Source organism: Micromonospora sp. L5, assembly GCF_000177655.2.
Taxonomy (GTDB): Bacteria; Actinomycetota; Actinomycetes; order Mycobacteriales; family Micromonosporaceae; genus Micromonospora; species Micromonospora aurantiaca.
The window spans coordinates 1,260,795-1,278,583 of sequence record NC_014815.1 but is presented as its reverse complement, the minus strand read 5'-3'; the positions used below and the strand labels follow the sequence as shown (position 1 = coordinate 1,278,583).

Sequence of the window (17,789 nt, the reverse complement as noted above, 5' to 3'; positions counted from 1 at the left end):
AGCGCCCGGGCCGGCGCGATCTTGGTACCAAACGGCCCTCATAGGGGCCCTTTCCTACCAAGATCTCCACCGCTCCCACCAAGCGGAACGCTAATCTCGCTCAACGGGAGGTTCGCCGCAACAACCAGGCGAACGAGGATCTCCAGCCCACCCCACCCCACCAAACCCCCGCGATCTTGCACTTTCGTACCCCCGATTCCGGTATGAATCGGTCACAACAGGGGCCGCAACTGCAAGATCGACCGAGGGAGGGCGCGAGGGAGGACGGGAGGGAGGACGGGAGGACGGCGACGGGCCCCGGCCTTGGTGGCCGGGGCCCGTCGTGGGTGTTCGGGGTCAGTTGCCGCCGTTGGGCGAGCCGTGGCAGCGCTTGTACTTGCGGCCCGAGCCACACGGGCAGGGCGCGTTACGGGACGGGCCCTCACCGCCGTCGACCTGGCCGGGCGCGGCCCGCCGGGCGGTGCTGGCGGCCACAGCCTGGCCGCTCGCCCCGGCCGGCGCACGGCGCGGCGTGGTGGCGGCCGGGCGCTCCGAGGACTGCTGGCCGATGCCGAGCGCCGGCGCCTGCTGCTCGGGCCGCTCGATCACCGGGGCACCCCGGCCGGCCTCGCCGTCCACGGCGGGCGCGGAGTATTGCAGGCCCTGCTGCTGCGGCGCGCGGTTGAGACCCTTGGCCCGGATCTCCACCGGCTTCTCCAGCAGCTGCACCTCCTCGGCCTCCGGCTCCGCCTCCTCGACCTGGACGTCCAGGTTGTAGAGGAAGCCGACAGTCTCCTCCTTGATGCCGTCCATCATGGAGGCGAACATGTCGAAGCCCTCGCGCTGGTACTCGATGACCGGGTCGCGCTGGGCGTACGCCCGCAGGCTGATGCCCTCCTGGAGGTAGTCCATCTCGTAGAGGTGCTCGCGCCACTTACGGTCGATCACCTGGAGTAGGACCATGCGCTCGAGCTGACGCACCGCCTCCTCGCCGAGGCTCTCCTCACGCCTGTCGTACGCGGCGTGCGCGTCCTCCTTCAGGCGGGCGAGCAGGAAGTCCTGGTCGATGCCCGAGCGGGAACCGACCTCCTCTTCCAGCTCCTCGACGGTGATCCCCACCGGGTAGAGCTGCTTCAGGCTCGACCAGAGCTGGTCGAGGTCCCAGTCCTCGGCGTAGCCGTCGCTCGTCGCGCCGACCACGTACGCGGTCACCACGTCGTCGATCATGTTGCGGACCTGGTCGGACAGGTCCTCGCCGTTGAGCACCCGGAGGCGCTCGGCGTAGATCACCTGGCGCTGCTTGTTCAGCACCTCGTCGTACTTGAGGACGTTCTTGCGGATCTCGGCGTTCTGGCCCTCGATCTGGGCCTGGGCGCTCCTGATCTGGCGGGTGACCATCTTCGACTCGATGGGCACGTCCTCCGGGATGTTGAAGCGGTCCATCACGGCCTCGACCGCGCCGGCCCGGAAGCGCTTCATCAGCTCGTCCTGGAGCGACAGGTAGAAGCGGGACTCGCCCGGGTCACCCTGCCGGCCGGCGCGACCGCGCAGCTGGTTGTCGATCCGGCGGGACTCGTGCCGCTCGGTGCCCAGCACGTAGAGCCCACCGGCGGCGGCGACCTCCTCCGCCTCGACGTCGCACGCCTGCTTCCAGGTCGGGAGGATCTCCTCCATCGCCTTGGCGTACTCCTCCGGCTGCTCGACCGGGTCGAGCCCGCGCTGGCGCAGCTCGTTCGCGGCGAGGAACTCGGGGTTGCCGCCGAGCAGGATGTCCGTACCGCGGCCGGCCATGTTGGTGGCGACGGTGACCGCGCCCTTGCGCCCGGCCTGCGCGACGATCTCCGCCTCCTTGGCGTGGAACTTCGCGTTCAGCACCGAGTGCGGGATGCCGCGGCGGCGCAGCATGTGCGACAGGATCTCGGAGTTCTCCACCGAGACGGTGCCGACCAGCACCGGCTGGCCCTGCACGTGCCGCTCGGCGATGTCCTCGACGACGGCGTTGAACTTGGCCTTCTCGGTCTTGTAGATGACGTCGGGCCGGTCGAGCCGGACCATCGGCCGGTGCGTCGGGATGGTCACGACGCCGACCTTGTAGACCTTGTTGAACTCGCCCGCCTCGGTCTGGGCGGTACCGGTCATGCCGGAGAGCTTCTCGTAGAGGCGGAAGTAGTTCTGGAGGGTGATGGTGGCGAGCGTCTGGTTCTCCTGCTTGATCTCCACCCCCTCCTTGGCCTCGATCGCCTGGTGCATGCCCTCGTTGTAGCGGCGGCCGTGCAGGATGCGGCCGGTGAACTCGTCGACGATCAGGACCTCACCGTCGTTGACGATGTAGTCCTTGTCGCGCTTGTAGAGCTCCTTGGCCTTGATCGCGTTGTTCAGGTAGCCGACCAGCGGGGTGTTCACCGACTCGTACAGGTTGTCGATGCCCAGGCGGTCCTCCACCTTGGCCACGCCGCGCTCGGTGATCGCGATGGTGCGCTTGGCGTAGTCGACCTCGTAGTCGCCCTCGCCGTCGGTGCCGGGCTGGAGCCGGGCCACCACGGCGGCGAACTCCTGGTACCACCGGGCGGAGTGCTCGGCCGGACCGGAGATGATCAGCGGGGTACGCGCCTCGTCGATCAGGATCGAGTCGACCTCGTCGACCACGGCGAAGAAGTGGCCGCGCTGGACCAGCTCGTCCTTCGACCAGGCCATGTTGTCGCGCAGGTAGTCGAAGCCGAACTCGTTGTTGGTGCCGTAGGTGATGTCGCACTCGTAGGCCGCGCGGTGCTCGCTGGCGGGCCGGTTGGGCAGCACCACGCCGACCTGCAGGCCGAGGAACTCGTGGACGCGGCCCATCCAGGCGGCGTCGCGCTCGGCCAGGTAGTCGTTCACCGTGATCACGTGCACGCCCTTGCCGGCGAGCGCGTTCAGGTAGACCGGCATGACCGAGGTGAGCGTCTTGCCCTCACCCGTCTTCATCTCGGCGATGTTGCCGAAGTGCAGCGCCGCGCCACCCATCACCTGGACGTCGTAGGGGCGCTGGCCGAGCACCCGCGAGGCGGCTTCCCGGCACACCGCGAACGCCTCGGGCAGCAGGTCGTCGAGGGTCTCGCCATCCTCGAGCCGCTCCTTGAACTGGTCGGTCATGGCGCGCAGCTCGTCGTCGCTGAGGTTGACGTAGTCGTCCTCGATCGAGTTGACGGCGGCAGCGATGGCCTTCAGCCGACGCACCATGCGGCCCTCGCCGGCGCGAAGGAACTTTTCCAGAATCGACACGGATCAACGCTCCCCTAGACGGTCTCGAACCATCGTAGGCGCTCCGACGCGACGATGGTCACTGGTGGCGGCGGTCCGGGCTCCGGAACCCGACATAACGCCGCGACCGTGCGCCACCGGCCGCTAATCGGGTTACGCCGTGCGCGAACGATCCGGCACGATGGCTCGAATGGAGCCTGTGGAGATCATCGAGGACGGCCTGCTGCTGCGCCAGTGGCGCGCGGAGGACGCCGACGCGGTGCACCGTGCCTGCCAGGATCCGGACATCCAGCGCTGGACCACCGTACCTCGCCCGTACCTTCTGGAGCACGCGAGCGAGTACGTCACCACGATCAGCGCCACCGCCTGGGCCGAGGGCACCGGTGCGCTCTTCGCGGTCTGCGACGCCGGCACCGGTGAGCTGCTCGCCTCCTTCGGCCTGGTCTCCGTCGACCGCGCGCGGGAGTCGGCCGAGGTGGGCTACTGGACCGCGCCGTGGGCCCGGGGCCGGGGCGTCGCGGTCCGCGCCACCCGCGCGCTCGCCCGCTGGGCGTTCGACGCGCTCAAGCTGCGCCGGCTCACCTGGCAGGCCGAGATCGGCAACCACGCCTCCCGGCTGGTCGCGCTGCGCGCCGGCTTCCGGATCGAGGGTGAGCTGCGGCTTGCCGACCCCAGCCCCGGCGGCCGGCCCGAGGGCTGGATCGGCTCGCTGCTCCCCGGGGAGGTCGCCGCCGCCGGCGACCCGGTCCCCTACGGCCCGGACACGCTCCAGGCCCGCCGCGCGGCGGTCTTCGGCCGGCCGCAGCCGGTCCTGTTCGCCACCGCAGGCGACACCGAACTGCGGCTGCGCGCGCTGGAGGAACGCGACCTGGCCGCGGTGACCCGCACCTGCCAGGACGAGCAGACGATCCGCTGGACCACGGTGCCGCACCCGTACCGGCCGGAGCACGCCGAGGGCTTCCTGCGCGACCTGGTGCGCCCGGCCTGGGCGCGGGGAACGGCAGTGACGTTCGCCGTGGCCGACCCGGACGACCGCTACGTCGCGTCGATCGACCTGCGCCTGCTGCCGAACGACCCGCTGGTGGCCGACGTGGGCTACATGACCGCGCCGCACGCCCGCGGCCGGGGCTACCTGCCGGCCGCGCTCGCCGCGGTGTGCGCCTGGGGTTTCACCACGCTCGGCCTGGCCCGGATCGAGTGGCGGGCGAACGTGGGCAACACCGCCTCGCGGCGGGCCGCCGAGAAGGCCGGGTTCACCGTCGAGGGCACGCTGCGCGGCGGCGTCCAGCACCGCGGCGAGCGGCAGGACGTGTGGATCGGCGGCCTGCTCCCGGGCGACCTGGCGTGACGCCGGAGGCGATCGAGGGGTACGGCGTACGGCTGCGGCCGTGCCACCTCGCGGACGTGCCCGAGATGGTGGCCGGGTGCGCCGATCCGGAGATCCGCCGGTTCATGCCCCTGCTGCCCGACCCGTACGACTCCGACGCCGCTCGCTGGTGGGTCACCGAGGGCGCGCCCGCGGCGTGGGCGGCGGGCGGTGCGGCGTACACGATCGCCGACCCGGCGAGCGACCGGCTGCTCGGCAGCATCGGGCTGACCCGGCTCAGCGCGGAGCGGGCGACGTACGAGATCGGTTACTGGGTGGGAGCGGCGGCGCGCGGCCGGGGCGTGGCCACCGCCGCCACCCGGCTGCTGACCGAGCGGGCGTTCGCCGCCGGGGCGGCCCGGTTGGAGTTGCTCACCCGCACGGAGAACGTGGCGAGCCAGCGCATCGCGCTCGCCTGCGGTTACCGGCACGAGGGCGTACGCCGGGCGGCGGGCGCGGACGGCGACGGCGTACGCCAGGATCTGATCGCCTGGGTGCGGCTGGCCGACGACCCGCCCGGGCCGCTCGCCCGGTTGCTGCCGGACCTGCCGGACGGCCGGCTCACCGACGGCGTGGTGACGCTGCGCCCGGTGGAGCTGGCGGACACGGACGCGCTGTACCGGCTGCACTCGCTGCCGGAGGTGGTGGCGAACCGGGTGCCGCCGGTGGCGCCGGAGCGGGCGGCGCTCGCGCGCCGCTGCCGGCTGGCGGCGAGCCGCTGGCTCGCCGGCGAGGCCGCCGACCTGGCGATCGTCGACGCGGTCACCGGCGCTGTCGTCGGCGGCTGCGCGCTGTTCTACGACGAGCCGGCCACCGGGCAGGCCATGATCGGCTACAGCCTGCTGCCCGAGGCGCGCGGGCGCGGGCTGGCGGCCCGGACGGTCCGGCTGGTCGCGGGGTGGGCGTTCGGCATCGGGGTGGCCCGGCTGTGGGCCGGCACGCGGCCGGACAACGTCGCCTCGCAGCGGGTGCTGGAACGGGCCGGCTTCCGGCGGGAGGGTCTGTTGCGCGGCCGGCTGCCCGGCCCGGACGGCGCCCGTGTCGACTCGGTGGTCTACGGCCGGCTGGCCACCGACGAGAATTGAGTACGGGCCCCCGCGCGGGGGCCCGTACTCACCGGTCAAGGGGTCACGTGTCGAGCTGGATGATCCCGTAGTCGTACGCGTGCCGCCGGTAGACCACGCTCGGGCGGCCGGACTCCTTGTCCTGGAACAGGTAGAAGTCGTGGCCGACCAGTTCCATCTGGAACAGCGCGTCGTCGACGGTCATCGGTTCGGCGGGGTGGACCTTCGCCCGGGCGATGTGCCACGGCTGGTCGTCGGGTTCGGTGTGGCCGCTCTCGTCGGGGCGTTCCGCGACCGCTGTGGCGGTGCCGTGGCCGTCGAGCGCCGCCAGTCCGGGCCCGTCGAGGTCGGCAACCGGCAGGCCGGCGGTCGCGGCGGCCACGGAGATCGGCGCATGCCGTCCGCGGTGTACCCGGCGACGGTCCGCCGCGCGGCGGAATCGCGTGTCCAGCTTGGCGATGGCGGCGTCGAGCGCGCTGTAGAAGTCGTTCGTGCAGGCCTCGGCCCGGATCACCGGGCCGCGCGTCACGCACGTGATCTCCACCCGCTGGCAGGTGTCCGCCTGGCGTGGATTGCGCTCGTGGAACAACTCGACGTCCACGCGAATGAGCTTCTGGTCGTAGCGTTCGATCTTCGCGAGCTTCTCGGCTACGTGCACCCGGTAATGGTCCGGCACTTCGACGTTACGGCCCTTGACCACGATGTCCACGTGACCTCCCTTGTTCGGACGGTCGTTCGGTCCGGATCATCCGGTCGACGCACCCGGGAGGGCCCCGCTCGGCGTCGACCGGTGTTGTTCGGCTACGCCTCCTTCCAGTGCCGGGGGAAGGTTTGACCCTCACTACCCCCGACACCGAAACGCTAACTCCTGTACGGCCAACCGTCACCCCTGGTTGCCGAAGGCGGTCGCGAAATTTAACAGCTCATACACCATGGGGTGAAACGGATACACGAAGCGTCACCGACGGTGCCGCTTTTGCGTTGCGGCGAGCACGGCCGCGGCCTTTGGCGTCATTCCCGCGCGGTGCAACATCCGGCTCACCGCCGCCAGCGTGGCGCCGGTGGTGACGATGTCGTCGAGCAGCACGACCGTCTCCCCCGGCCGGTGGCCGGCCGACGGGCGGCGCAACCGGAACGCCTCCTCGGCCGCGGCGGCCCGCCCGGCGCTGTCCAGCGCCACCGAGTCGGTCCGGGGCAGCGCCCGCAGCGGGCGCAGCACGCGTACCGGCCAGCCGGCCGCGCGTAACCGGGCCGCCGCCGGCCGGACGAGCCGGTCGAGGTGGTCGCCGTAGCGGGCCCGGGCGGCGCGAGCGGTGTCGGGCACCGCCACGAGCGTGACCGGGCCGGGTTGCCCTGCCGCCACCGCGACCACCTCGGCGAGCAGCGCGCCCAACGGCCGGGCCAGCCCGTGCCGGCCCCGTTCCTTGTACGCCAGCAGACCCTCGCGCAGCGCGCCGCCGTACGGGCCGAGCGCGACGCAGGGCGGCAGGCCGGGTGGAGCCGGATCGGGCCGGGCAGGTGCGGGACGCAGCGACTCCAGCTCCCGCACGCAGCCGGGGCAGAAGCCGTGCCGCAGCCGTACCGATCCCGCGCCGCAGCCCGCGCACCCGGCGGGCAGCACCAGGTCGGTCAGGTCCGACCAGAGCCCGCCCAGGTCACGCACGGACGGCTCAGTAGAGGAAGAACGGCGCGGTCGGGTTGGTCGCCCGGCTGCCCGACGGAACGTCGAGCACCTGCTCCCGCTTCACGTAGTCGAACGGGTTGTTCCGCCAGGCCGCGCCGTCCGTCTCGAACATGAACGAGAACGCGGCCAGGCCGCGGTCGCCGCCGCCCGGATAACCGGCGAGCTGGGTCACCGGGGCGCCGATCTCCACCGCCAGCGGGGTCTCCCAGGCACCGTCGACGCTGAGCTGGTGGATCGCCGAACGCCGGTCCGCCTCGTTGCCGGCGAGCGCCAGCTCGTTCTCCGCCACCCAGTCCACCACCGTCACGCCGGTGAGCAGCGTGGTCACCCGGCGGGGCTGTCCGAGGCTGACCACGCCACCGTCGACGCTCACCGCGGCGACGAAGACCGCGCCGCCGGAGGCCAGCGCGATCCGGTGGCCGTCGAGGGAACCGGCCACAGCCGTCACCGGCCCGGGAACGGACAGCGGGATCTCGCTCATCCGGCCCGCGCCGTCGAACCGGTAGAGCCGGCCGTCCGCCGCCACCAGACCGGCCGGGCGGGCCTTGTTCAGCGACCGCAGCCAGGTGGGACGGCTCATCGCCCGGAACGTACGGTCGCCGGGGCTGAGCATCGCGACCGGTTCCGGACCGGTGCCCACCTTGAGCCGCCTGCGGTTGTCCGACCCGGTCACCACGAGCGCGGCGAGCACCTGGTCGTCGGCGCGGGCGAGCGACGCGGAGACCACGTTGCGGTTCTCCGCGGGCGGCAGCGGAACGGCGGCACGCGACTCGTTGCCGAACGCCAGGGGGCGGACGGCGCCGTCGTAGACGGCGAACCGCATCGGATCGCCGCCGCGTGGATAGGCGGCGGTGGAGACGCGCTCCCGCCGCAGGTCGACGGTGAGCCGCTTCTGGTTCTGGATCTTCAGGTCGACCTGGCCGTCGAGGTCCGACAGCGACCATGCCAGCTGGGTGCCGAGCCGGGTCAGCCGCTGCTCGTTGGCGCCCGGCATGTTCAGGTTTATCTCCCAGTGGCCGTCGGCGCCGGTCGCATTGTTGATCAGCTGGGTGCCGTCGGGCAGCCCGGTCACGCCGGGGGCCAGCCAGTCCGACGGGCGGTCGGCCAGCCACTTCATCACCTCGGTGATCCGGCGCTCGGTCGGCGCCGACGAGGGCAGGTAGCGCTGGTCCGGCACCAGCCGGGTCAGGTCGGTGTTCCAGAAGTAGACGGTGCGGGGACGGTAGTACTCGCGCATCGCCGAGTCGCTGGCCAGCAGCACGTTCGGCAGCTCGGTGATCAGCAGGCCGGTACCGGCCTGCTCGGCCCGGCGCAGCTCGAAGGCGTACTGCGTCTCGCTCGCCACCGGCGGGCCGAGCGTGCCGTCGGCGCGCAGCACGCCCACCTGCTGCACCTTGAGCGTCACGGTGCTGGTGCCCTGGTTGTTGGGCGGCGTGCTCTCCGGCTTCTCCCGCAGCCGCACCACTGTCAGTTCGACCTCGCTGGTCTGCGGCTTGCCGGGAAGCAGGTCGCGGGCCTCCGCGGCGAGGAACTTCCGGGCCCGGGCGTACGCCTGGTCGCGTTCCCCTGCCGCGGCGGCCCGCAGGTAGTTCTCGATGAAGGGCACCGGCTCGCTGCTGTCGGCCGGCTCGGGCGGCCGGGCCGGGCTGCCGTTGAGCGCCCCGGACTCGGCGGCCGGCACCGAGCCGTCCACCTGCACGTCCGTCTGGTCCGGGATGCCGCATCCGGCGAGCGCGGCCGGCAGCAGCGCGCCGGTCAGCAGCAGGGCCAGGACGCGGCGGTTCACGGCCGCGCCTCCGCGTGGTCGCCCCCGCCGGCCGGTCCGGCGGTCAGCGCCGCGACACCGCCGCCGGGCCCGACGGCGGGCAGCCCGCCGTCGCGGGGGCCGCCGAACGGCACCGTGGCGTCGGCCGGCACCAGCCGCAGCGGGGAGGTGGTGAGCCGGTCCCCGGCCCGGGCCGGCAGGGTGAGGCGGAACTGCGCGCCCTGCCCCGGCGCGCCCCACGCCTCCAGCCAGCCGCCGTGCAGGCGGGCGTCCTCCAGGCTGATCGACAGGCCCAGCCCGGTGCCGCCGGTCTGCCGGGCGCGCGACGGGTCGGCCCGCCAGAAGCGGTTGAACACCAGCTTCTCCTCCCCCGGCTTGAGGCCGACCCCGTGGTCCCGCACGGTGATCGCCACCGCGCTCTGGTCCTGGCCCAGGGTGATCCGTACCGGCTTGGCCTCGCCGTGCTCGACCGCGTTGCCGACCAGGTTGCGCAGCACCCGCTCGACGCGGCGCGGGTCGACCTCGGCGATCACCGGAGTGTCCGGCAGGTCCAGCTCGATGGTCACCCCGACCCGCTCGGCCAGCCCGGCCAGCCGCTCGGTCACCCGGTGCACCACCGGCACCAGGTCGGTCGGCTCGCTGTCCAGCACCGCGAAGCCGGCGTCGAACCGGCTGATCTCCAGCAGGTCGGTGAGCAGTTCCTCGAACCGGTCCAGCTCGGCCTGGAGCAGCTCGGCGCTGCGGGCCACCGCCGGGTCGAACTCGTCGCGCTCGGCGAAGATCAGGTCGGCTGCCATCCGTACCGTCGTCAGCGGTGTCCGCAGCTCGTGCGAGACGTCTGAGGTGAACCGGCGTTGCAGCCGGGACATCTCCTCCAGCCGGAGGATCTGCCGTTGCAGGTTCGTCGCCATCTGGTTGAACGAGGCGGCCAGCAGGGCGAGGTCGTCCTCGCCGGAGACCACCATGCGCTGGTCGAGCAGGCCGGCGGAGAGCCGCTGCGCGGTGCGCGCGGCCACCCGTACGGGCGTCACCACCAGGCGGGTGACAAGGGCGGCCAGCAGGCCGAGCAGCAGCACCAGCGCGACGCCGGTGGCGACCACCGTGGCGCGGGCGTCGGCCGCCGTCGCGTCCTGCCGCGCCAGGGGTACGAGGTAGTAGAGCTCGACCTGCCCGAACTTGGTGGGCACCGGGGAGCCGTAGACCAGGTATTTCGTCCGCTCGTCGCCGAGCGAGCCGGTACGGATCTGGTGTGCGACCTTGCCGGAGGCGACTGTGGCCCGCAGCTCGTCGCCGATCACCGCGCCCACCGGCACGTCGGGCGTGGTACGCGGCTCGATGAACTCGGCGAAGTTGTCGGCGGTGATCGCCACCACCACGCCGCTGGTCTGGGTGGGGTCTCCGCCGGCCAGGTAGTTGACGGTGCCGTCGATGGTGTTCTGGAGCTGCGCCTCCTGCGGCTGGCTGTAGAGGTTGAACTGCTTGGCCGCGTACTCGCTGCCGTTGCTCAACCGCAGCCGCACGTCGGTCTCGGCGTTCTCCAGCAGGATGCTCGTGATCTTGTCGGCGATCAGATAGGCGAAACCGCCCACCAGCAGGCTCGACGCCACCAGCGTGATGGTGACCACACGGACCTGGAGCGACCGCCGCCACGCCTGGTGCACCGCGGCCACCAGCCGGGCGACCCGGCCGGTCAGGACGAGCCAGATCGCCCGCACGGCGTGGAGCCGGCGGGGCGCGGCGGTCGGCGGGTCGGGCATCGGGGTGGTCACCACAGTGCTGACCAGGCTATCCGGTACCCGCCTTGTAGCCCACGCCCCGCACGGTGAGGATGATTTCGGGTCGCTCCGGATCCGGCTCGATCTTGGCGCGCAGCCGCTGGACGTGCACGTTGACCAGGCGGGTGTCCGCCGCGTGGCGGTAGCCCCAGACCTGCTCCAGCAGCACCTCGCGGGTGAAGACCTGACGCGGCTTGCGGGCGAGCGCGACCAGCAGGTCGAACTCCAGCGGCGTCAGCTTCACCTCCTCGCCGTCGCGGCTGACCGTGTGGGCCGGCACGTCGATGGTGATCTGGTTGCCGGGCGGGCCGATGGTCAGCATCTCCGGCGCCACGTCCTCGCCGCGGCGCAGCCGGGCCCGCATCCGGGCCACCAGCTCCTTGGGCTTGAACGGCTTGACCACGTAGTCGTCGGCGCCGGACTCCAGCCCGAGCACCACGTCGACTGTGTCGCTCTTGGCGGTCAGCATCACGATCGGCACGCCGGACTCGCCCCGGATGGCGCGGGCCACGTCGATGCCGCTCATGCCCGGCAGCATCAGGTCGAGCAGGACGATGTCGGGTCGGTTGTCGCGGAACGCGGCCAGCGCCCGTTCGCCGTCCGCGACGAAGGACGGCACGAAGCCCTCGCTGCGCAGCACGATGCCGAGCATCTCGGCGAGGGCGGGGTCGTCGTCGACCACGAGTACCCGGGCTCTCATGGGGTTTATCGTTCCATCCCCGTTCGTCTGGAGTGTTCGGCGTCTCCACGAGACCGTAGCGCCGAGCGGCCCCGCGCACCACAGCAAGTCGGCGTGGCCGCCCAGCGTGGCGCGCCGGGGCGGACGGGTCCACCGGATGCGGACCCGCCGTGCAACCATGATCCCCCGGGCGTCGCCCCGCCCGCCACCTCCGCTCGCCCCGCCCAGGAGTACGCGTGCCCGACGCCGGCCCGACCGCGGTGCTGCCGCGCCGTCCGCTGACCGTCGGCGAGCTGCTCGACGCGGCCGTGCTGCTGCTGCGCGACCAGGCCCGGGTGCTCGTCCCGCTCGCCCTGCTGCTGGCCCTCGCCGAACAGGCGGTGCTCCACCCGCTGCGGATGCTCGCCGGGACCGAACCGCCGTTCTGGTGGCCGGCGGAGTTCGGCGACTCCCTCCGCGTGTACTGGCTGCTGCTGGCGGCCGGCGCGGGCACCGAGGCCGCGATCGTCGCGCTGCTCGGCGCCCCTGCGGCTCGCGGCGCCGGCGCGGCGCTTCTGGGGCGCCGTCCCGCACCGTCGGAGCTGCTGCGCGGCGCCCGGCTCGGCGCGGCACTGCCGGCCGCCGTCCTGGTCGGGCTGACCGTCACCGCCGCCGGGCTGACCGGGCCGGGCTGGTTCCCGGCGTACGCGCTGCTCGGCCTGGTGGTGCCGGTCCTGGTGCTGGACGGGGTGCCCGCGCACCTGGTGCCCTGGCGGGCGCTACGCCTGGCCGGCCGGGTCAGCGCGCGGGCCGCCGCGATACGGCTGCTGGGCTACCTGGGCTGGTGGCTGATCCGGCTCGGCATCGGGCTGGGTCTCTACCAGGGCCTCACCATGCTGGGCCTGTTCGACGTCTCGGCCTGGGCGCTGCCGGTGACGATCGCCGCCTTCACCGCTGTGAACGCGCTGGCGTACCCGGCGCTCGCCTGCCTGGACGCGGTGCTGCACCTGGAGACCCGGATCCGCACCGAAGGGCTGGACATCCGGCTCTCCCGCGCGCCGGCCGACGTGCCCGAGCCGGTCCTGCTGGCGGCGCACCGGTGAGCCGGTGGTGGACCGAGACGGTCGCGGCCCTCGGTGACGTGGTGCCGCTGCCGCTGGTCGCGCTGATCCTGCTGGCGGTCGCGCTGCTGGCGGCGCTGGGCTGGTACTTCTTCCCGGCCTGGGTGCCCCGCCGGCTGCCCCGGTTCAGTCTCCCCCGGTGGCGGCGTCCACGGCTGCCCCGGTTCCGCCTGCCCCGGTTCCGCCTGCCCCGGTTCCGGCGGCGCAGCCGGAAGCGCACCGATCCGCCGCCGGTACGCCTGCCCGCGCCCCGGACCCCGGAACCCGTGCCGGCAGGCGGGCTCGGGCCGGCCGACCGGCTGGCGGCCGAGGGCCGGTACGCCGAGGCGGTCCGGGAGCGCCTGCGCGAGATGGTCCGGCTGCTGGTCGTCCGGCAGGTGGTGGAACCCCGCCCCGGGCTCACCGTCGTCGAGCTGACCGAGGCGGCGGCCCGTAACCGGCCGCAGGTCCGGCCGACGCTGCACGCGGCCGGGGCGATCTTCTCCGATCTCTGGTACGCCCAGCGTCCCGCGACCGCCGCGCACGACCGGCGGATGCGTGAACTCGCCACCGACCTGAGCCGCGAGCTGACCGGGGAGGAGCCGCGGTGACGGCCACAGTCGTACCGGAGACCGTGACGGCGGCGGCCACGGCGGCGCCGCGCCGGCGTCCGTACCGGTTGATCGTCCCGCTCGGGCTCGCAGTGCTGTTGATCGTGACCACGCTCGTGCTGCGCGCGGTCGACCGGCCCGACGCCGACGAGCCCGGTTTCCTGTCCCCGGTCGCCACCGACGACGACGGCGCCAGCCTGCTCGCCGAGGCGCTGCGGACGCAGGGCGTGCCGGTACGCCGGGAGACGGATCTGGCGGCGGCGCTGCGTACCGCCGGGGCCGGGCCGAGCACGCTGTTCGTGCCCGCGCCCGGCCTGGTGCACCCGGACCTGCTCGACGGGCTGACCACCCTGCCGCCCGGCAGCCGGCTGGTGCTCGTCGAGCCGTCCCGGCGGGTGCTCGCCGAGTTGGACACCCCTGTCGAACCGGCCGGCGGGCGCTGGGCCGCCCGCGCGGTGCCGCCGGACGCCGACGGCACGCCCTGCCCGCTGCCCGAGGCGGTCCGGGCCGGCACGGCCGCGATCGACCTCCAGCGGTACGCCGGGCCGGCCGAGGTGGACCACTGCTACGGCGGCGCGCTGCTGCGCGTCCCCGGCCGGGTCGAGGTGGTGCTGGCCGGCGCCAGCGACCCGTTCCGCAACGACCGGATCGGCGAGTGGGGCAACGAGGCCCTCGCCACCGGCCTGCTCGGCGGCGACCGCCCGCTGGTCTGGCTCGACCTGCCCGAGCCGGCGTCGGCCCCGACCGGTCCGAGCTGGTCCCCGGAGCCGTTCACCGAGGAGCCCGCCCCGGCCGGCAGCGGCAGGTCGGAACGGCCCGACCCGCCCGACCGCGCCGACCCGCCGCGGGAGAACCCGCTCTGGGGCGCCTTCCCGCAGTGGTTCTGGGCCCTCCTGGTGCAGCTCGCCCTGGCCGGCCTGCTCGTGGTGCTCTGGCGGGCCCGCCGGCTCGGGCCGCCGGTGTCGGAGCCGCTGCCGGTGACCGTCCGGTCCGCCGAGACGGTACGCGGCCGGGCGCGGCTCTACCGCCGGGCGGGCGCCCGGGACACCGTCGCCGCGACGCTGCGCGACGCCGCGCTGGACCGGCTGACGACCCGGCTCAACCTGCCCCCGGGCACGCCCGACGACGAGGTGGCCGCCCGGGTCGCCGAGCGCGCCGGCGCCGACCCGGAACGGGTGGCCGACCTGCTCTACGGCCCCGCCCCGGAGAAGGACCGCGAGCTGCTGGAGCTGGCCCGCGAACTGGACGTCCTGACCCGTACCCTGGCCCCGCATCCCAGCGAAGGAGACACCCGGTGACCGGACCCGTCACGACCACCGCCCCGTCCGGCGCCCGCGCCGCCCTGCACCGGCTGCGCGCCGAGGTCGCCAAGGCCGTCGTCGGGCAGGACGCCGTGGTGACCGGCCTGGTGATCGCCCTGCTCTGCCGGGGGCACGTGCTGCTGGAGGGCGTACCGGGAGTGGCCAAGACGCTGCTGGTGCGGACGCTGGCGGCCGCGCTCGACCTGGACGCCAAGCGGGTTCAGTTCACCCCCGACCTGATGCCGGGCGACGTCACCGGCTCGCTGATCTTCGACCAGCGCACCGCCGCGTTCACGTTCCGGGAGGGGCCGGTCTTCACCAACCTGCTGCTCGCCGACGAGATCAACCGCACCCCGCCCAAGACGCAGTCGGCGCTGCTGGAGGTGATGGAGGAGCGGCAGGTCTCCGTCGAGGGCGAGCGCCGCCCGCTGCCCGACCCGTTCATCGTCGCGGCCACCCAGAACCCGGTCGAGTACGAGGGCACCTACCCGCTGCCCGAGGCGCAGCTCGACCGTTTCCTGCTCAAGCTGACTGTGCCGCTGCCGGAGCGCGAGGAGGAGCTGGGCGTGCTGCGGGCGCACCACGCCGGCTTCGACCCGCGCGACCTGCGTGCCGCGGGCGTACGCCCGGTGGCCGACGCGTCGGACCTGGCCGCCGCCCGGGCCGAGGTGCGGATGGTGCACGTGGCCGAGCCGGTGCTCGGCTACATCGTGGACCTGTGCCGGGGCACCCGGTCCGCTCCGGCGCTGGAGCTGGGCGCGTCCCCCCGGGGCGCCACCGCGCTGCTCAACGCCGCCAAGGCGTGGTCCTGGCTGGCCGGCCGCGACCACGTCACCCCGGACGACGTCAAGGCGGTCGCCCGGCCCACGCTGCGGCACCGGCTGCGCCCGCGTCCGGAGGCGGAGCTGGAGGGCGTGACTGTGGACGCCGTGCTGGACTCGGTGCTGGCCACCGTGCCGACGCCGCGATGACCTGGCGGGCGGGTCTGCTGCTCGGCGCGGGCGCGCTGACCCTGCCGGCCTGGCCGGCGCCGTTCCTCGGCGTCGCCGTGCTGACCGCGACGGTGCTGCTGCTGGTGCTGCTCGACCGGGCGATGGCGGTCCCGCCGGACGCGCTCACGGTGACCCGGTCCGGGGAGCGGACGGTCCGCCTCGGCGGCACCGCCACCGTCACGCTGCACCTGGCCAACCCCACCGATCGCACGCTCCACGCCCAGGTACGCGACGCCTGGGTGCCGTCGGCCGGGGCGCGCCCGGACGTGCCGCCGGACCGCCTGCTCACCGTGCCGCCCGGTGGCACCGCCACGCTGCCGGTCCGGCTCACCCCGACCCGGCGCGGCGACCGGCCGGCGGTGGCGCTGACCGTACGCTCGCTCGGGCCGATGCGCCTGGGCGCCCGGCAGCGCGCCGGGCAACCCGCCACGCCACAGTGGACGCTGCGGGTGCTGCCACGCTTCGACTCCCGCCGGCACCTGCCGGAGAAGCTGGCCCGGCTGCGGGTCATCGACGGCGTGCAGGTGACCCGGGGGCGCGGTCACGGCACCGAGTTCGACACGCTGCGCGAGTACGCGGTGGGCGACGACGTCCGCTCGATCGACTGGCGGGGCAGCGCCCGCCGCGCCGACGTGCTGGTGCGCACGTGGCGCCCGGAGCGCGACCGGCGGCTGGTCTGCGTCCTGGACACCGGCCGCACGTCGGCGGTACGCCTCGGCGACGAGCCGCGGCTGGACACCGCCATCGACGCGGCGCTGCTGCTCACCGCGCTCGCCGCCCGGGCCGGTGACCGGGTGGACCTGCTGGCGGCGGACACGGAGATCCGGGCCCGGGTGACCGGCAGCGGCCGTCCGGCGCTGCTCGCCCGGCTGGTCGACGCGGTGGCGCCGTTGCAGCCCGCGCTGGCCGAGACCGACTTCGAGCTGATCGCCGCCGAGGTGCTGCGCCGGGAGCGGCAGCGCAGCCTGGTGGTGCTGTTCACCGCGCTGGAGGCGGGCGCGATCGGCGACGGGCTGCTGCCGGTGCTGCCCCGGCTGGCGACCCGGCACCGGGTGGTGCTGGCCGCGGCCGGCGACCCGGTGCTGAACCGGCTCGCCACTGCCACCCCGGCCGGCCCGGACGACCCGTACGCGGCCGCGTCGGCGTGGCGGGCGCTGGCCGAACGGGACCGGGTACGCGCCGCCCTGTCGCGCTACGGCGTGACTGTGGTGGACGTACCGGGGCACCGGCTGGCCCCGGCCGTCGCCGACACCTATCTGCGGCTCAAGTCTCTCGGCCAGCTCTGACCGCGCGCCGGCCGAGCACCAGCGCGTACGCCAGGAAGGCCAGCCACACCGCGGCGCCGGCGGCCACCCGCAGCGGGATCGGCACCGGCGCCGGGGTCACGAACGCCTCGATCAGCGCGGAGACCGCGAAGAGGCCGACCAGGCCGGCGGCGACCACGACGGCGAGCCGTCCCGCCTCGGCGACCGCGCGGCCGCGCCCGAGGTGCGCGGGCGGAGCGATCCAGGCCCAGGCGGTCCGCAGTCCGACCCCGGCGGCGACGAAGATGCCGGTCAGCTCCAGCAGCCCGTGCGGGGTGATCATGCCGAAGAAGACGTCCGCCCGGCCGTAGGAGATCATCACGCCGCCGACCACGCCGATGTTCAGCGCGTTCTGCCACAGCAGCCAGAGCACCGGCACCACGAGCACGCCGGCGGCCAGGCACTGGGCGGCCAGCCAGGCGTTGTGCGTCCACAGGTGGAACGCGAACGTGGGCGCGGCGAACTCGGTGTAGTAGCCGGCGAAACCGGAGTCCACGAGCTGCCGGGCCGCCTCGGGGCCGACGAACGCGGCGGCGGTGTCCGGGTTACCGGCGACGAACCAGATGAGGAAGGCGCTCAGGGCGCTGAACGCCGTGGCCACGCCGCACCACCACGGCCAGGCCCGGTAGAGGGCGGCGGGCAGGTCGGCGGCCAGGAACCGGCCCACCGCCGCCCAGGACAGCCGGGGGCGGCCGGTGACCCGGGCCCGGGCGGCGAGGACCAGGTGGGACAGGCGGTTCACCAGCGTCGGCTCGGGTGCCCGGGCGCGCAGCGCGGAGAGGTGTGTGGCGCTGCGCTGGTAGAGCGCCACCAGTTCGTCGACCTCGGCCGCGTCGAGGCGACGCCGGCCGGTCAGGTGTTCCAGCCGCCGCCATTCGGCGCCGTGCTCGGCCACGTACGCGTCGAGATCCACTCACCCTCCCCCGTTCGGCGTCCATGGTGTTCACTGTCGG

Annotated in this window: 14 protein-coding genes; 7 read left to right on the top strand and 7 right to left on the bottom strand. The window is 73.9% G+C overall.

What is annotated here, in order from left to right; translation table 11 throughout:
• Positions 1-336: 336 nt before the first annotated feature.
• Entirely contained in the window at positions 337-3,237 is a 2,901-nt protein-coding gene (gene secA / locus ML5_RS06340) for a preprotein translocase subunit SecA (RefSeq protein ID WP_013284217.1), read from the bottom strand.
• Positions 3,238-3,406: 169 nt separating this feature from the next.
• Here secA and ML5_RS06335 point away from each other — a divergent pair, with 169 nt between their 5' ends.
• Entirely contained in the window at positions 3,407-4,564 is a 1,158-nt protein-coding gene (locus ML5_RS06335) for a GNAT family N-acetyltransferase (RefSeq protein ID WP_013474122.1), read from the top strand.
• Positions 4,561-5,667: a GNAT family N-acetyltransferase gene (locus ML5_RS06330; RefSeq protein ID WP_013474121.1), complete on the top strand. Its 1,107-nt coding sequence runs from the start codon at positions 4,561-4,563 to the stop codon at positions 5,665-5,667. Before ML5_RS06335 ends, ML5_RS06330 begins: the two co-directional genes overlap by 4 nt.
• 43 nt (positions 5,668-5,710) lie before the next feature.
• On the opposite strand, the gene hpf is transcribed toward ML5_RS06330, so the two are convergent.
• The 5 genes from hpf to mtrA all read right to left on the bottom strand — a co-directional run bounded on the left by hpf (position 5,711) and on the right by mtrA (position 11,570).
• Positions 5,711-6,355 (bottom strand): ribosome hibernation-promoting factor, HPF/YfiA family, encoded by a 645-nt coding sequence (gene hpf, locus ML5_RS06325; protein WP_013474120.1) that lies wholly within the window; start codon positions 6,353-6,355, stop codon positions 5,711-5,713.
• Between the two features lie 249 nt (positions 6,356-6,604).
• Positions 6,605-7,309: a ComF family protein gene (locus ML5_RS06320; protein WP_013474119.1), complete on the bottom strand. Its 705-nt coding sequence runs from the start codon at positions 7,307-7,309 to the stop codon at positions 6,605-6,607.
• Positions 7,310-7,316: 7 nt separating this feature from the next.
• Positions 7,317-9,116: an LpqB family beta-propeller domain-containing protein gene (locus tag ML5_RS06315; RefSeq protein ID WP_013284212.1), complete on the bottom strand. Its 1,800-nt coding sequence runs from the start codon at positions 9,114-9,116 to the stop codon at positions 7,317-7,319.
• Positions 9,113-10,852 (bottom strand): MtrAB system histidine kinase MtrB, encoded by a 1,740-nt coding sequence (mtrB, locus tag ML5_RS06310; RefSeq protein ID WP_013474118.1) that lies wholly within the window; start codon positions 10,850-10,852, stop codon positions 9,113-9,115. The genes ML5_RS06315 and mtrB overlap by 4 nt, the downstream gene beginning before the upstream one ends.
• Before the next feature lie 28 nt (positions 10,853-10,880).
• The gene (gene mtrA, locus ML5_RS06305; protein ID WP_013284210.1) at positions 10,881-11,570 is read right to left on the bottom strand and encodes an MtrAB system response regulator MtrA; all 690 of its coding nucleotides are present in this window, start codon (positions 11,568-11,570) and stop codon (positions 10,881-10,883) included.
• Positions 11,571-11,785: 215 nt separating this feature from the next.
• Between mtrA and ML5_RS06300 the strand changes: the two genes are divergently transcribed.
• The 5 genes from ML5_RS06300 to ML5_RS06280 are packed head-to-tail and all read left to right on the top strand — an operon-like array spanning position 11,786 to position 16,818.
• Positions 11,786-12,631 (top strand): hypothetical protein, encoded by an 846-nt coding sequence (locus tag ML5_RS06300; RefSeq protein ID WP_013474117.1) that lies wholly within the window; start codon positions 11,786-11,788, stop codon positions 12,629-12,631.
• Positions 12,628-13,239: a DUF4129 domain-containing protein gene (locus ML5_RS06295; RefSeq protein WP_013284208.1), complete on the top strand. Its 612-nt coding sequence runs from the start codon at positions 12,628-12,630 to the stop codon at positions 13,237-13,239. Before ML5_RS06300 ends, ML5_RS06295 begins: the two co-directional genes overlap by 4 nt.
• Positions 13,236-14,537: a DUF4350 domain-containing protein gene (locus tag ML5_RS06290; protein ID WP_013474116.1), complete on the top strand. Its 1,302-nt coding sequence runs from the start codon at positions 13,236-13,238 to the stop codon at positions 14,535-14,537. The genes ML5_RS06295 and ML5_RS06290 overlap by 4 nt, the downstream gene beginning before the upstream one ends.
• Positions 14,534-15,511: a MoxR family ATPase gene (locus ML5_RS06285; protein WP_013284206.1), complete on the top strand. Its 978-nt coding sequence runs from the start codon at positions 14,534-14,536 to the stop codon at positions 15,509-15,511. The genes ML5_RS06290 and ML5_RS06285 overlap by 4 nt, the downstream gene beginning before the upstream one ends.
• The gene (locus ML5_RS06280; RefSeq protein ID WP_013474115.1) at positions 15,508-16,818 is read left to right on the top strand and encodes a DUF58 domain-containing protein; all 1,311 of its coding nucleotides are present in this window, start codon (positions 15,508-15,510) and stop codon (positions 16,816-16,818) included. The genes ML5_RS06285 and ML5_RS06280 overlap by 4 nt, the downstream gene beginning before the upstream one ends.
• On the opposite strand, the gene ML5_RS06275 is transcribed toward ML5_RS06280, so the two are convergent.
• A complete protein-coding gene (locus ML5_RS06275) occupies positions 16,796-17,749 on the bottom strand; it encodes a stage II sporulation protein M (protein WP_013284204.1) in 954 nt (317 codons plus the stop codon). The two genes, ML5_RS06280 and ML5_RS06275, sit on opposite strands and share 23 nt — an antisense overlap.
• Positions 17,750-17,789: the final 40 nt, after the last annotated feature.

What these genes read in the sequence shown, in the direction of transcription:
- ML5_RS06335 (WP_013474122.1), top strand. Translation starts at nt 3,407, where the DNA reads ATGGAGCCTGTGGAGATCATCGAGGACGGCCTGCTGCTGCGCCAGTGG.
- mtrB (WP_013474118.1), bottom strand. Translation starts at nt 10,852, where the DNA reads ATGCCCGACCCGCCGACCGCCGCGCCCCGCCGGCTCCACGCCGTGCGG.
- mtrA (WP_013284210.1), bottom strand. Translation starts at nt 11,570, where the DNA reads ATGAGAGCCCGGGTACTCGTGGTCGACGACGACCCCGCCCTCGCCGAG.
- ML5_RS06280 (WP_013474115.1), top strand. Translation starts at nt 15,508, where the DNA reads ATGACCTGGCGGGCGGGTCTGCTGCTCGGCGCGGGCGCGCTGACCCTG.